The 17,058-nt window shown below is 30.1% G+C and carries 7 protein-coding genes, 1 pseudogene and 1 riboswitch; all 8 genes and pseudogenes read right to left on the bottom strand.

What is annotated here, in order from left to right; genetic code table 4:
• Positions 1 to 181: 181 nt before the first annotated feature.
• A pseudogene (locus tag VBM91_RS01175) lies at positions 182 to 4,136 on the bottom strand (DNA-directed RNA polymerase subunit beta'); the annotation flags it as partial.
• Complete coding sequence (locus tag VBM91_RS01170) at positions 4,129 to 7,791, bottom strand: DNA-directed RNA polymerase subunit beta (protein WP_323189014.1); 3,663 nt, start codon at positions 7,789 to 7,791, stop codon at positions 4,129 to 4,131. The pseudogene VBM91_RS01175 and the gene VBM91_RS01170, both read right to left, overlap by 8 nt.
• Positions 7,792 to 8,013: 222 nt before the next feature.
• Entirely contained in the window at positions 8,014 to 9,621 is a 1,608-nt protein-coding gene (locus VBM91_RS01165; RefSeq protein ID WP_323189013.1) for a hypothetical protein, read from the bottom strand.
• A 58-nt stretch (positions 9,622 to 9,679) separates the two neighbouring features.
• Complete coding sequence (locus VBM91_RS01160) at positions 9,680 to 10,438, bottom strand: ABC transporter ATP-binding protein (protein ID WP_323189012.1); 759 nt, start codon at positions 10,436 to 10,438, stop codon at positions 9,680 to 9,682.
• Positions 10,439 to 10,440: 2 nt separating this feature from the next.
• A complete protein-coding gene (gene cypl, locus VBM91_RS01155; protein ID WP_323189011.1) occupies positions 10,441 to 11,625 on the bottom strand; it encodes an ABC transporter thiamine pyrophosphate-binding lipoprotein p37/Cypl in 1,185 nt (394 codons plus the stop codon).
• Between the two features lie 34 nt (positions 11,626 to 11,659).
• Positions 11,660 to 11,765, bottom strand: a riboswitch (TPP riboswitch).
• A gap of 37 nt (positions 11,766 to 11,802) precedes the next feature.
• On the bottom strand, positions 11,803 to 14,301 hold the full coding sequence (locus VBM91_RS01150) for an MAG1360 family OppF-related protein (RefSeq protein WP_323189010.1): 2,499 nt from the start codon (positions 14,299 to 14,301) through the stop codon (positions 11,803 to 11,805).
• Complete coding sequence (locus VBM91_RS01145; protein WP_323189009.1) at positions 14,301 to 15,278, bottom strand: ECF transporter S component; 978 nt, start codon at positions 15,276 to 15,278, stop codon at positions 14,301 to 14,303. The genes VBM91_RS01150 and VBM91_RS01145 overlap by 1 nt, the downstream gene beginning before the upstream one ends.
• Positions 15,279 to 15,386: 108 nt before the next feature.
• Complete coding sequence (locus tag VBM91_RS01140) at positions 15,387 to 16,709, bottom strand: aldehyde dehydrogenase family protein (protein ID WP_323189008.1); 1,323 nt, start codon at positions 16,707 to 16,709, stop codon at positions 15,387 to 15,389.
• Positions 16,710 to 17,058 lie beyond the last annotated feature (349 nt).

The following is a 17,058-nucleotide window of genomic DNA, read 5'->3' as shown; positions in this document are numbered from 1 at the left end:
GAGTTAACAAGAATCTTAGCTGTTTCTTGGTATGATGCAGCTGATAAGAATGAGTCACTTAATAAAGGAGTTTGTTTTGCTCCACGGATTTTAACTTGACCATAAGCTGGTTTAAGTCCTTGAGCAATTAATCTTCCATTTTCTTTTTGGTAGATGAATGTATCCACTAAGCTTCCTGTGAAGAATTTTGAATCTCCTGGGTCTGTAATCATAATTTTTGAAAGCATTTGTCTAATAATGATTTCAATGTACTTATCTGAAATTGTAATACCTTGTAAACGGTAAAGTCTTTGAATTTCTTTTAATAAGTAGTTTTGAACTGCACGTGTGTCAGCAACTTCAAGAAGGTCATTAATAATAATTGGTCCTTCAAAGATTTTTTGTCCTGGTCTAAGTGTTTGTCCAACTTTAACACGTAATTTTTGAGAAACTCTACCTGATGTTGTAACGATTTCTTTTTGTCCATTTGGTCTTGTTGTTTCAATTTCAACAAGCATAATGTCATTTTCTTTTCCGTTTTTATCTCTAGCTGGTGCAATTGAAACAACTGTTCCAGTTACAGGTGAGATAACAGCAGGTTTTCCTCAAGGTTTTTCATAGGCATCGATAAGTTCAAGAAGACGTCCAAATCCTCCTGTAATATCTTCAACCCCGGCAACCCCTCCGGTGTGGAATGTACGCATTGTAAGCTGTGTACCAGGTTCCCCGATACTTTGTGCAGCAACAACCCCAACAGCTTCACCGATGTTAACTAAACGGTTTGTTGCAAGGTCTTTTCCATAACAGTGAACACAAACTCCATTTCTTGTATGACAAGATAATACTGAACGAATTTCAACTTGGTCAATGTTGTATAAGTTAACAATTTTGTCAGCCATTTCAGCTGAAATTAATGTGTTTGCATCAACAATAATGTGACCATTTGCATCAATAATTGGTTTGTTTGTGAATCTTCCTTCGATTCTTTCTTGTAATGACTCAATAACTGTGTTTGTTTTTGTATCTCTAATGTCTTTTACAACAAATCCAAAGTCTGAACCACAATCAACTTCTTTAACAACAATACTTTGAGCAACGTCAACAAGTCTACGTGTTAAGTACCCTGATTTAGCTGTGTTAAGGGCTGTATCTGTAAGTCCCTTACGAGCCCCGTGAGTTGATGAATAGAATTCGTAAGCACTAAGTCCACTAAGGAATGATGATTTAACAGGAACTTCAATTGTTGAACGAACAACACGGTCGTTTTCAGCATCGGCTTTAAGAACTTTAGTGTTGTTACTCATAAGTCCACGCATACCAGCTAACTGTGTAAAGTTAGATGAGTTTCCACGAGCCCCTGAAGTGAACATCATAAATAATGGGTTATCAATATCTGATTTTGTAACTTCTTTAAGATCTTTTTCAATAGATTCTTTAACTTGTGATCATTTTTGAATTGTTAAGCTGTAACGCTCATCATCTGTTAAGTAACCTTCAAGGAAGAATTGTTTTAATTGGTCTGTGTATTCTTCCCCTTCTTTGATCTTTTGAGCTGTTGTATCTAATGTTGTAATATCATTCATTGAAATAGTTGTTCCTGATATTGTTGAATATTTGAACCCTAATTCTTTGATATTGTCAAGAATAGAAGCAACATAGTTTGTATATCTGAACCAAACTCTTTCTAACACTAATGTGTAGTCATTAATGTTTCATTGTCTCTTAAGTTTGTGTGTTTCTTCATCTGTACCAATGATGAAGTTGATTCTTTCGAATTCTTCTTTAATGAAGTTTGAAATGTTTGTTGCGTGAATTGTAGGAATACGTTCACCTGCATAGTCAATTAATGCAGCACAGTCATTGAAACGACTTTCAAAGTTGTTTACATCTGTAGAATCAATAACACCTGCGATGTCTTCCATTGTTACAACGGCAACATATTTTTTGTACACATTAAGAACAATTTTTGCAATGTCTTTTTTGTTTAATCCCAAGTTGACAGGGATATCTTTAAGATATTCGGCAAAGTTTGTTCCATAAGGCATTGTGTATTTGTCTAATGCATTTTCTGATGTGTCTAATCTTTCTTTTTCAGAAACTGAAATTGAGCCATCTGCATTAACTGTTTCTTTTCTTACTATTGATTTACCAAAAATAAATTCAAAATCTGATGGGAATACTTTGTTTAAGATGAATTTACCTACTGTTGAGAAAATGTAAGGATTTGATGTATGTAATTTAACTGAATTTTTATCTAATTCAGAAACTGGTAACACAACTCTTGTATGTAAGTTAACAATACCATTTTCATAAGCTAACATCATTTCTTCATAGTTAGCAAAGATTTTACCTTCATTAGGTTGTCCTGATTTTTCAATAGTTAAGTAGTAAAGACCTAAAATCATATCCTGTGAAGGGTTAATGATAGGTTCTCCATCTTTTGGTCCAAGGATGTTTTTAGAAGCTAACATTAATTCACGAGCTTCTCTAACAGCTTGATCTGAAATAGGAACGTGAACAGCCATTTGGTCCCCATCGAAGTCGGCGTTGAACGCTGTAGTTACTAATGGGTGTAATTTAATAGCTTTTCCTCTAATTAAAACAGGTTGGAATGCTTGAATTGATAAACGGTGCAATGTAGGAGCACGGTTTAAAAGAACTGGTCTTCCATCAATAGCTTTTTCAACATATGGTCAAATGATTGGGTTTAATGAGTCAATCATTTTCTTAGCTGATTTAACAGATGTGATTGAAGTTTCATTCTCTAATAATTCTTTGATAATTCAAGGTTCGAATAATTTAGCAGCCATATCTCTTGGGATACCAACTTCGTGCATTTTAAGAGTTGGTCCTACAACTATAACTGAACGACCTGAATAGTCAACACGTTTTCCTAAAAGGTTTTGTCTGAAACGACCTTTTTTACCAACAAGTGCATCAGAGATAGATTTAAGAGGGTGTCCATCTTTTGATGTAACTGGTGTAGGTTTCTTTCTGTTGTTGTCAATTAAAGCATCAACAGCTTCTTGAATCATACGATACTCGTTTTGTTTAATTAACATAGGAGCATCAGCTTCGTTTCATTTAGCTAAACGGTTGTTTCTGATAATGATACGACGGTAAAGTTCATTAACATCACTTGTTGAGTGTCTTCCACCATCAAGTTGGACTAATGGACGTAAGTCAGCTGGAATAACTGGTAAGTTGTAAATCAACATATTTTTTGGGTGTTGACCTGATTTAATAAATGAGTTGATGATTGTTAAACGTTTGTAAAGTTTTCCTCTTTCTTGTTCTTTTGTTGAAGAAAGATTTCCATTCTCATCAGCTTCTTGGTTAATTAAATCAATTTCAGCTTGAACTTTTTTAGCTTCTTCTTCTAAATCAATGTGAGTTAATAAATATTCAATTGCTTTTGAACCTGTGTCAATTTTAGCATCTGAATATTCGTGAATGATTTCGTTGTATTGATAGAAGTCAATACCGAAGTCTTTACCAATTTTAGATTCAGCATATGTTCTTAGTTCATCTAAAGCTGTAGCGATGTCTTCGTATTCATCTGTATCTTTATCATACATTTTTAACATTTCCATTAATGCAGCTTCATAAATGTTTGCAGCTTCGTTAATGTCAATGATTGTGTTTTTCTTTAATGACTCTAAACCTCCATCTTCTAAAACGATGTGTGATTTGTAATAAATTAATTTTTCTAAGTCTGCTTTTGTTACTTGTTTTGAAGAGTCAGCAACTCTAAGTCCAAGTAATTTAGCAATAATTGAGTGATCGATTTTGAAGAATCAGAAGTGGACAACAGGGTTGTGTAATTTGATGTGTCCCATTCTGCTTCTACGTGTTATTTTAGGTAAAATAACTGGTTTGTATTTTTCACAAGCAGGTGTTCTAGTACATACTGAGTTTTCATCACTTTTTTTGTATTTTGTACCACAAACAGGACATTTGTAGTCTGTTGTAGGTCCGAAAATAAGTTCATCGAATAAACCATCTTTTTCTGGTTTATATGATTTATAGTTAATTGTTTCAGGTTTTGTAACTTCACCGTGAGATCATTTTAAAATGTCTTCATCTGTTGCAAGTGAGAGAGTAATTTTATTGATTTTATCTTCTACTGATTTAGCATCGAAATTTGAATTATTCATATCAATCTCCCCCTGTTTCATGTGAATCTACATAGTGATATTGTTCACTATCATCGTAATCATTGTCGTAGTTTTCTACTTCAGTTGTTTCAAGTTTCATCCCAAGACCTTTAAGTTCATATGAAAGAACGTTAAATGATTCTGGAATACCTGGTGTAGGTAATTGTTTTCCTGATACTAATGCACTATATAACGCATTACGTCCAGCGATGTCATCTGATTTATATGTAAGGATTTCTTGAAGAACGTTTGTTGCTCCATAGGATTCGATAGCTCATGTTTCCATTTCCCCGAATCTTTGTCCCCCGTTTTGAGATTTACCTCCAAGAGGTTGTTGTGTAATAAGTGAGTATGGACCAACTGAACGAGCGTGCATCTTGTCATCAACCATATGGTTAAGTTTAAGCATATACATAACACCAACAGAGATAGGTTTATCAAATTTTCTACCTGTAATAGGGTCGATTAAAATTTGTTTTCCACTCTTGTTTAATCCAGCTTCTTCTAAACAAGCTTCAATGTCTGACTTCTTAATACCATCGAATGATGGAGTAACGAATTTAACATTTAATTTTCTAGCAGCCATTCCTAAGTGAAGCTCAAGAACTTGACCAATGTTCATACGTGAAGGAACCCCTTGAGGGTTAAGCATAATGTCAAGTGGTGTTCCGTCTTCTAAGTATGGCATATCTTCTTCAGGAAGTACGATTGAGATAACCCCTTTGTTTCCGTGACGACCAGCCATCTTATCCCCGACTTTGATTTTACGTTTTTGAGCAATAGAAACCTTAACAATCTTGTCAATTCCTTCTTCTAAAACATCACCTTTTTCTCTAGAAAGAACTTCAACGTGAATTACAGTACCATTGTGACCGTTTTTAACTTTAAGAGATGTATCTTTTGATGTTTGTGGACGCTGTTGAAGAATAGCCATTAAAAGTTTTTCTTCTTGAGATGGGTTTTCTTCTCCTTTAGGTGATAATCTACCAACTAAAACGTCACCAGCTAAAACTTCTGATCCAACTTTAACAATACCATTTTCATCTAAGTTTCTTAATGAGTATTTAGAAACGTTTGGAATGTCGTTTGTTAAGATATCGTCACCAGCACGTGATGATCTGAATTGAATTGTTTGTTCTTCAATGTGAATTGATGTATAAACATCATCTTTAACTAATCTTTCGTTGATGATAACAGCATCCTCAAAGTTGTATCCGTTTCAAGTTGTAAATCCAACAAGAACGTTTTTACCAAGAGCCATTTCTCCATCTTTGAATGAAGAACCATCAACTAATAAGTCACCAGCTTTAATTTCTTGTCCAACTTCAACAATTGGTTTTTGTTGAATTAATGTACCTTGGTTACTTCTTTCAAAGTTTCTAAGTGTATATTTATCAAAGCTTTCTTTTGTTGTAATTTCTCCTGTTTTAGGATCTTTTACTTCTTTAAAGTGTTTTACGTGGATTTTTGATCCATCAACAAAATCAACAACCCCATCGCCTTTAGCTCTTAAGTTGTATGATGAGTATTTAGCAATATCTGCCTCAATACCTGTTCCAACATATGGAGCTTCTGCTTGGATTAATGGAACTGCTTGACGTTGCATGTTTGATCCCATAAGTGCACGGTTGGCATCATCGTTTTCTAAGAATGGGATAGCGGCAGCAGCTATAGAAACAATTTGTTTTGATGAAACCTCAATGAAATCAATTTCATGTGGTTTACCAATGATATAGCTGTAATCACGTCTAATTGTTAATAAGTCGTCTGTAATGTTGTTGTCATCATCAACGTGAACTGATGATTGAGCAAATGAGTATCCAATTTCTTCAGCAGCTGTTAAGTATCTAATGTCGTTGTAATCTACAACCCCATTGTTAACTTTGTAGTATGGAGTTTTTAAGAACCCTAAATCATTAACTTTTGCATATGTTGCGTAGTTTAAGATAAGACCGATGTTTGGCCCCTCAGGTGTTTCAATAGCACAAATTCTTCCGTAGTGAGTTGCGTGAACGTCACGAACTTCGAATTGAGCTGTATCACGGTTAAGACCTCCAGGCCCAAGTGATGTAACACGACGTTTGTTTGAAACTTCTGATAATGGGTTAATTTGATCCATAAATTGTGAAAGTTTTGATGAGTTAAAGAATTGTTTCATTTGGTTTGTTACAAGTTTGTTGTTTGTAACATTTTTAGGTGTAACCTTGTCAGCTTCTTTAGCCCCCATACGCTCACGAGTTGCTTTTTCAAGTTTTGTTAAAGCAACTGATAATTGACCTTCTAATAATTCACCAACTGAAACGATACGTTTGTTTGTTAATGAATCTGGATCATCGTCTTTACCAATTCCATCTGTTAAGTTGAAGTAGTAGTTAATTGCAGCAACTATATCTGAAATTAATAAGTGTGGCTCAACTGATTTTGGATCGTTACCGATTACTAAAACAGGTTGTTCTGGTTTTTCTTCCATTCATTTTCTAGTTGGGTAAACTCAAACTTTAACAATGTGTGTTCTCTTTGCTAACACCTTGCTGATCTTAATAACGTGGTGGTAAACAATTTCTGGATCGATTCCAGGAATTCTTTCGTATGAAATTTTTCCTTCGTTAAATAAGTTTTGAATTTCTTTAGCTTTTCTAATGTCAATGAATGTTCCTCTTGTAAATGCAGGTTCATCTGCACCTTTAAGGTAAATATCTTTAGCTAAGTATGTGTTTGTAATTCTGTCAACTAAAGAAAGTTTTTCATTTAACATATGACGACCTGTTACAGATAAGTTGTAACGTTTCTTATCAAAAAGCATTCCTGGTAATAATGAACGTTTAGCTTCTTCAGAAATACGGTCACCCTTTCTTAAACCTCTGAAAAGTTCTTCTTGACACGCGTCAAGTAATTCTTCAGATGTGAATTCTGAGTTTAAGATAAGTTTGTCTTTCTTAAGTGTTTCATCAAGTAATTCATTGTTTTCACCAAATAAATCTCTAATTGTTTTTGGTGAAAAACCAAATGCCCCCAAGAATGTAGCTAAGTTAACATTTTTGTTTTTGTCAATTTTAATCTTAACTGCATCTAATGTTGATGATGTAACTTTGTGAGAAACTTCAAGTCAAGAACCAATTCTAGGTAAGATTTCTAATTTGTTGAAAAGATCATCAGATTGTTTGTTACGCACACCTAATCCGAAGTATGCTCCTGGTGAACGAATTAACTGACTAACGATAACTTTTTCAGAACCGTTGATAATAAAACTTCCACCACTTGTCATGTATGGAATTTCCCCAAGTAAAACTTCATCTTCTTTAATTTCACCTGAGTTTTTAACTTCACTTTTTAAAGTAACGAAAACTTTTGCACTAAAGTTCATTCCCTTCGCTTTAGCTTTTTTGATTTCTTCACTTTCACTAGTGATTTTTTTGAAAGGTAATTCTAATCTAACAGAACCCTTTTTGTATTCAAGCTTAACTTCTCTGTTAGCAGCTTCAATAGGGTAAATTTCTAAAAGACATTCTTGAATCTTTTTGTTCATAAAAAGTTCGAAACTTTCTTTACTTGTTTCAAGAATATCAAAAAGTGGAAGAGTAGTCTTTGTGACTGAGTAATCTCTTCTTCAAGTTTTTGGACCAAATTTACGTAATTTGTAATTGTGTTGTTCCATATTTGTCATTCCTTTCTTGCAGATAAACCTTCAATAAGAATAAAAAAATACACCTCTATGTACAATTTATATAAAAGGTATATAAATTTTACATTAAAAATATAATTTTTAAAGGTGTATTTTAAAGCATTTTAAGTGAAATCATAAGATATTTTTTAGTATTTTTAAACCTATGTGCTAGGCTTAAAAATTTATTTTGTAAAATTTTCTAAAAAAATTTTGTTAAAAATCTTTTTTAAAGAATAGTAAATCTTGCGATTTTGGAATAAAATTTTGCTGCTTTTTGAATGAATTTCATAACTTTGAATTATTGATATAAAACTTGAGTTTATCTTTGTTTTTGAAGATTAAATACGCAAGTTCCAACATAATTAAAAACACATAAGCAGGCAATATTAATGGAACAATTTTTGAATACTCTTGAGTCTCTTGATATTTATTAATAGTTTTATAAATACTGATATTCGCAAATGCTCCATAAATAATTGCATTTCTAAATGACTTTTCATATTCAAATAAGTTAGTTGAAATTATTTGATTTTTAATTTGTGGAATTATAAAGTTTCTATAAATAAATCATTTCGAATTACCCTGAGCTTGCATATTTGAAATTTTTCTTCTATCAATTGAGTTAATTGATTCAGCAAACTGCTTGCACATATGTCTAAATGACGAAATTAAGATTGCTGAAGTTATTGCAACTTGACTTTTCATCAGTGGATTAAACATATAAAATCAAATTACTGCAGGTATGATTTTGATAATTATCAAAATAGTTTTGTTAAATCACACAAGATATGAATTAAATAAGTTTTCTGACAATATAAATGAGTAAGCTATTGCGAAAATAAACGCAAGAGCTACAGCCACATAAGCACACATAAAAATGTATAAATAATCTTTATAAATGTCAGTTTTCACAACATCACTGAAGTCTCAAATAAATAGCGATTTAAAGAATAGTGAGAATGTTTTTACGTCTACCTTACTATGGAATAAGCCTGTTAAACTTCAAATAAATATCCCAAAGTAAATAGCCAAAATAAATCAGAAAACATACTTTCTTCAGTTATATTTGAATTTATTTAAGTCTGCTTTTGAATTAATTGTAATGTTAGGTTTAACAAATAAAACTTTATTAAAGAAGAATAATAATCCTTCATTGATTAATATAAACAAGAATATAAAGAATAAGGTTATCCCTATATTTTTTTGGTATTTACTTAAATCACCAAAAAAGAACCCTAATCCATTTATTCCAACAATACCTAAAACTGAAACTCATCTTATGTTTGATTCATAAGATAAGAAGAAGTTGACTCAAAACTTATTTTTGAGTACTAATACAATATTTGTATAGTATGACTTTAATTTTGAAGATCCTTTTGCAATATCATTTCAATATTTTTTAGTATCGGCTGCTTCTATTAAATCATTAATGTACTTGTGCAATCATAATCAAGTAAATCAGAAATAAATAGTAAATGCAGCTAAATAAGGGTCAAAGGAAATTTTAAATATCAATAAAAACACAATTACAGGGAAAGCTCTTAGCAATAAGATAATTATTTTAATAATTAAAGGTATTGATTTGTGTTTATGAATATTCGTTGAAGCAAAAAAACCTGTAAATAAAGCTGCTAGAAAACCTAAAACGCTACCACAAGTTATTGTTTTGACTGTCTGGATAAAGTATTTAAAGTTTAATTCTCATAAGTTTTCAGTTAAGTTTTTGTTATATGACTCAAATGAAAACATATCTGTAAAATTTTTAGCAGCTCTTTTTCAACCTGGATTCGAAACCGGAGAAAAGAAACCTAAATAATACATTGAGACTATTAATAAAATAAGTGCGACTGATATTAATATTCACTTTTTGAAAAGGGACTTATTTTGATATTTTGTTAACTTGGTTTGGTTCATCAAAATAACTTTCTATTTGTTTTTTATCAAATTCATCTTTAATAAATACTTTATCCACTTTTCCTCGTTTAAGCGATATTAACTTATCACAGTATTGGATTGCTAAATTCAAATCATGAATTGCGATAATCGTATATCTATCTTTAGAAAACTCTTTTAAAAGTTTCATAACATTATGTGAATTTTGGTTATCTAAATTACTTGTGAGCTCGTCTCCAAGTAAAATTTGTGGTTCATTTATTAAACTGATTAATAATTGAGCTCTTTGTTTTTGACCACTAGATAACTTATTTATTGGTGCAAGGAGCAAGTTAGAAATTTGTAATCTTTCAGCAAGATTTCAAATTTTATCTCTTCTTTCCTTATCAATAAATTTAAAGAACTTATAAATAAAGTTTTTGTAGTGCTTGTAATTAAATTTCAGATTATCAAAAGTTGAGTAATTAACTAAATTTAAACCATCAGGATCAACATATTCGATTTGGTTTTTATATTTTCTTTTTTGGTTTTTCGTTAAATTTTTAATATCTAAATCATCTACAATGACTGAACCGTTTGCTATAGTGTCAAGGTCATAAAAGGATTTAAGGATTGTTGATTTTCCTGCTCCTGATTTTCCAATTAGACCAACTAATTGGCCTTTTGGAATAGTAAAATTAAGATCTTTTAGATCAAAATTTCCATTATCTTGATATTTAATTACTACATCTTTAAACTTTATCATTCTTAAATCTCACTTAATTTATTTCAATATTCTATTTGTTCATTATCAATTGACTTGTATCCATAGAAACCATTTTTAGGTCCTCAGATATCTTTATTTTGTTCTGATAATGATTTAAACACTGAGTTAATAGCTTTTTTAGCTTTGTCAGTAACTCTTGAACTGTAAACTCCTACATTGTATGGTAATGGGTCTGTCACAGTCAAGAAGTAAATATCTTGTTGTTGTTCCCCTTCACCCGGTCTAACTTCTGGATTAACCTTGTATGAAAACTCTTTACTATCTTTATATTTTGTATATGAGTAAGAACCTTCATTATCAAAGAAAATGTGAATGTTAGCATTAGCTTGTGTAGAAGCTTCAGTTAATTTAGCTTGCTTTATTTTACCTGAGTATGTAACTCTTAATTGATCAAGTGAAACAAATGGTTTGTTTGTTTCTGTATTAAAGTTTTTAGCGAATAATGCTTCTGGTAATAGGTATTTGCTTCCTGATGAACTTTTACCAATACCTATTCCATATGAAACAAATTTTTCTAAATCTTTAGTTTTTCAAGCTTTAATAATTTCATCAGCCATAGTACGAGTCGCAACGATTGCAATTAATCCTCTTTGGTATGGCACTAATTCATTTGAATAAAATCTAGGGTAGTAGCTTTCAGCTCATTCTCCCTTAGGTTCATTTCAACCATTCCCTCAGTCTTTTTGTTTGAAGTATATGCTTTCAGCATCTGCAATCTTCATTAAAGATGCACCTGAATCTTTTGAATAAGTTGCATCTTTAATGTCGCCTTTAAATTGTTTTGTTAATGTTTGAAGTGCAACTGATAAGTTCTCTGAAATGAATTCATCTTTTTTGCTTAATAATGTTCCTGAATTAATGAAAGCTAAATCAGTTTCACCTTTTAATAATTCATCTTTTGCAACATTATATGAATCATCTTCAACTAACTTAATGTTAAGTTTGATTGATTTATCAATCTTTTGAATTTCTGAATTAAATAAATTATTTAACTCAGTTTTGTAAGTGTCTGCATTTTCAATACCATAAGGTTTGATTAAAGAAAGTGTATAAGTAGTCACTTTTTCATCTTCTCTTGCAGAAGAACATTGACCAGCAACAGCTGGTAATGTTGTTAGCGCAAGTAAACTTGCACCAAATAGTAAGCTTTTTGATTTTATTTTCATAGAAATAAAAAATCCTTTCTTTTGAATGAAAGGACATCGAAAAAGAAAGACTCGCTACGCTGGCATTACCCAGTTCAGCTAATAAGAGTATTTCTCAACCTGCGATTAAAAAATAAAAGCAAGTACCTCTGTCCTTGCTTAATATTTTACTTTAAAAATCAAAATACAAAGTTGTTTTTACAATTTTGTTCCCTCGTCATAACTAAAGGCTAATTCTTCATTATTTTCATCATCTTCAGTTGTCGAAATTGAAGCTAAATTTTTATTATTTATAAGTTCATTATAGAGAGTTAAGTCTTCCAAAATTGGATTGTCTTTTTTCTCTCTAACACTTACTCCATGCGATGTAAGTAAAGCTTGCGATTCATTAAATACACTTACTAAATCTGGATTAACTAATGAAGTATGAGTCTGAGTTTCTCCTAAATCAATTGAACTTTCTACATTAACTGTTTGAATAACATGAGTTCAGGTTTGAAATTCTTTAAGAGTACAATAAACATAATGATCTAAATTATCATCAATTGAGAATGAGTTTCTTTTAACAAATGACTCAACATAACTTGAATTTGTTTGAGAGTTAAGTGATTGAATTTTACCTTCAATAAGCATTTTAACAAGTGGTGAAATCGTTTTGTTAAATACTTTAGAAACCCTTCCTCACTCAAGAACTTGAGTATCATCAAAGAAGTAAACATAATCACAGCTATTTTTGATAAATTGAAGATCATCTGTGATGATAATAATATTCATATTATTTGCATTAGCAAATTTGAAAAGGACTCTATAGAATTCATTTCTAGCTTCAGGAGCAATTGTTTTTATGTCATCAGAGATGAATAAAAACTTAATTTCATCCAATGCAAATTTTGTAATTTTAAGTTTAATTTTATCCAATGTATCTAGAGTTTTGTATTTATCTAAATACTTGTGGTGTGTGATTGCTGAGTTTTCAAATGTTTCGACAAATTTAAACATTGCACTTAAATCTTTAACAAACTCAAACTTAGGTGCTGTAGTCGTTTTAGAAAAATCAATTAAATCTGATAACATCTTAGAAACTCAAGTGCTTTTCATTAAAAATTTAATATTAGCAAAACTATTCAATACTTTTGTTAAGTTTTCCGAATTATCATTTTTAAATACAGCAGAAAGTTCAGATACTGTTTTGTCTAACATTTTTTCAATCTTTTTATAACTTGCATTAAATTCTTGGAGCTTCCTGTCTTTATTTTTAATAAGATTCTTAAACAATCTTTCTTGAGTATTTGTTTCTCACTCTAATTCAGCATTTGCGAGTTGAATCGTTTGACTAAAATCATGAACCATAACTTCATTTTTATAACTTGATATATAGTTAAAACGTTTAGATTGAATAGTTTTAATTATTGCTTTATTGCTACTAATTTGATTTTTAATAAACTCAAAATTACTTTTTGATTTACTAATAAATCTATTGATATTAATATCAAATTCCCTAGAAATAAAACTCTTAATCCTACTTACGGTTGTATTTTTATATTTATTTCTGATATCACCAAAGTTTTTATTGATGAAAATATTGACTTCAGACTCAATTTGTGATTTAAGGTGTTCTAAATCTTCTTTCTTCAAGAATCTAAGATTTCAATAATTCTGCTCTCAAAGTTTTAGCTCTTGTTTTTTAATTAAAATATCTTTTATACAATCAAAATATTCAGGACTTTTAAAGACTGCAATTCTTGATTGAATTTCAAAAACATTAATTTGTTTTTTAATTTGTTTAATAGTTGCAAAAATGTATTTCCGAGAATAAGCTTTGAGTTGTTCTTTATATTCTTTGTAAAATGCAATCTCAAACTTTAAGTCTCTAATTTTGAGATCGTTTTCTACTTTTGCAATACTTGTGCTATTAATCTTTTCAATAAATTCAAGTTTGTATTCACTTTCTTGAATTTTAGTTTTTTTATCACTTAATGCATTATTTTCAACGTTGTTTAAGACATCTATAAATTCTTTTGAAACTACTTTGAATAAGTCAATAAAGATTTTAAATAAGTTTTTATTAAACTCATTTGCAATGAAAAATATGTTTCCTAATTGAACTTCTTTGTTTTGTTTATCTTTTTTTACAAACGCTTCTTTAGCAGCGTTGAAAAAGTGTGATAAGTCACCGTTGAAGTTATCTGAAAGTTCGCTAAAGTGGTTAATGAAATCACTTATGTGTCCATATGTTAGGTTTTTTAGTGGGTGAGCAAATTGCTCATAAACTTTTTGTTCTTTTAAAAGCTTATCTTTATTCTTAACAACTGATAAACAACTAAGTCAAATATCGACTAAAGGAATGTTGTTATCATCGTCATCACTAATATCGAGAAGGTCAAAATAGTCACTAATATAATCTAAATCTTTCTTTCTATTTGTGAAATCATTAGTATTATCGTATCTATCTGCTTCATCAATTAATTTATTGTAGTTATATAGGGTTAAAAATGAATTCTTGTCTTTAAGTTCAAAGTTTCTAACTTTTTTATAAGTTAAATTTTTGTTATCTTTGGAAATATAGAAGGCTGTTTTTGAATTAGAATAGATTTTAATTTCAGGAATAGAAATAGAAGAGTAAGGCCATTTATCTTGCTCCTCACTCTTTTTTATAAAGATATTTGAAATTGTTAATTGAAGATCTTTATTTTTCATTAGTATCCTAATTTTGAATTTTTCTTAATCAACTTAATAATGATTGAATATGAATAGTAAATAACAAAAACGTTAAATCAAATCTTGACAGGACTGGAAATAATATGTTGGGTTATTCATAAGAAAATATCTTTTGTTTCTCCATTTCCTAAACTCATATTATCCCCGAGAGATAAAATTGGTATATTAATAAGTTCCAAGAAAGCAGAGAACACTATAATCGGGACAAATATTAAGAAGCGCTCAACCCTCATTTTGAATCTTGCGACAATTATGAAAATAAGTAATAATGACATCCCTGTAATCATTAAAGCAAGTAATCCTCAACGATTTGGAATTAAACCTTTTTCAATATATTTATCTGGAACTCAAAAACCTACATAGTAAGTTATTATAATAATTACCAATGATATTAAAAAGACTGCTGCAGTGGTATAAACATTCTTTAAGATGTCTTTTGAATTATCATCTCTAATGAATGCTCTTTTTGAATTAAGTTTAATTAACTTATCGCCAACTTTAATAGCTTTTTCCATAGTAGTTTCATTTTTAGAAAGCTTTCTATATTTCTGTGCTAATAAAGTAATTTTAATTGAAATTCTTTCAAGTCTATATTCCTTACTGAAAGCATATTGTAAAAACGACACAAAGTAAAGCCCAAAGATACCTGAAATAAGACCGTTAATAGCTGTCGCTAGAGTGTACATCGGGTTATAACCAACAGGTGGAACAAAAAGTAAAGATAATAAATCTGACACAACACCGACAAAAACTCCAATGACAGGTCCAAAAACAAAACCTGTGATTTTTACAGGTAATCCTATAAATGAGAATTTGAATGATGGAATATTAACAATAGGCATTAACTGAGCTGCAACAACGGTAAAGCTAACTGATATAGCAATCAAGATGGCTATAAAAACCATATTCTTAATAGTTCATTTACGTAATAGTCCTCACTCCGATAATGACGACATAAGCTTAGCTGTTACCTTTGTTTTCATATTATTAATTTTATAATAATTCCTATTTATTAAATTATTAATTTAATAAATAAAAAAGACCTATCTAGTAGGTCTAAATGTCTAATATCATTTATTGAAAATTTGAAGTAGTTTGAGTATTTTTGGTTTATTTTGCAATATCTTTAAAGTTCTCTTTTCTTTATAGACTTGTGTTTTATAAATTACAGGTTTTTTGTGTGTGAATGTATCAAAACCAGCTTTACCTCTATACTTACCAATTCCACTTTTACCTCTACCTCCAAATGCTAAACGTCTATTTTGTAGTTGTAAAAGTATATCATTTATTACTATTGAGCCAGCTTTAATTTCACTAGTTACTTTATTAATTTCATAACTATTTCTCGTGAACAAGTAAGCTGTTAATGGTTCAGATTTTGAATTTACAAATTTAACTGCATCGTCTAACTCATTAAAAGTAATAATAGGCAACAATGGTCCAAAAATTTCTTCAGACATAACTTTCTGAGTTGTGTTATCTGATAATTCTAAGATATTTAAATCAAATTGTAATGTTTCTTCATTCCTTTTAGCTTGTGGTGCTAATTTAACTAATCTATCATAATGTTCCTTATTTACAATTCTTGCAATATCCTCATTCATCGCATTTTTTTCTTTAAAAATGGAATGGTATGAATTGTTAATTTCCTGAATTAACTCTTCTTTTTTCTCTTTATGTACTAATACATAATCTGGTGCAATGCATGTTTGACCTGCATTAAGTAATTTTCCTAAAACCAATTTGTTAGCTGCTTCTTCCATATCTGCTGTGTACCCAACAATAAGAGGTGATTTTCCACCCAATTCCAATACGCATGGAATTAATAATTCAGCAGCTTTCTTATAATAAATTTGTCCAACTTTTTCTGAACCTGTAAAAAAAATAAAATCAATCTTATTTTCAGAGTAAATTTGTTCAACTATTTCCTTATCTCCTTCATAGATTTTAACTTGTGCACTATTGAAAACAGTTGTTAAAATCTTTTTAACAATTTGATTCGTGTTAGGACATAATTCAGATAATTTCAATATTACGTTATTACCTGTTCCTATTGCATTAATAACAGGAATGAGAGATAAATTGAATGGATAATTTCAAGGACATACAATTAGAACATTTCCGTATGGTTCGCTTTTTATGTATGTCTTGCTGTAAAAAGTCTGAATTGAGTTTGTTACTCTTTTATTTTTTCATCATCTTTTTAGCTTTCTAATATATAAATTAAGTTCATTTAAAACTTGACCTACTTCAGTGGCTTCAGCTTCTAAGGGATTTTTATTTAAATCTTTTTTGAGAGCTTCATAAATTAGTTCTCTGTTGTTTAATATTTCTACTTTAAGCTTTTTTAAATTTGATTTTATTTCCTTAATTTCGTGTTTATACATAATTATTATTTTACTTTATTTTATGATCATAATAAATAGCTTTTACATAGTGTACATGATGTAAAAAATTAAAAAGCCACTTCAGTAAAGTGGTTGAACTAAATTAGAAAAGCAGATATTTTTTCATTTTGTTTATTTAGAAAATAATCTTACTAATTAAATATCATAATTTGTGATAATTACTTCCTGAGCTCTACCTCTACGATCTGATTTTGAATTGATACCACTTTTCGCATCAATCACTTGAATATTAAAACCATCATAGTGTCCATATTATAAAAAAATGTGTGTTTTGTAAACTGGGACACGAAATATGGACAATCCATATTTCGTGTTTTTTGTATAGGAG

This window comes from Mycoplasma sp. 2248, from assembly GCF_034863245.1.
Lineage (GTDB): Bacteria > Bacillota_I > Bacilli_A > Mycoplasmatales > Metamycoplasmataceae > Mycoplasmopsis.
Note: the sequence above shows the minus strand (reverse complement) of the source record. Positions and strands in the feature narration are given on the sequence as shown.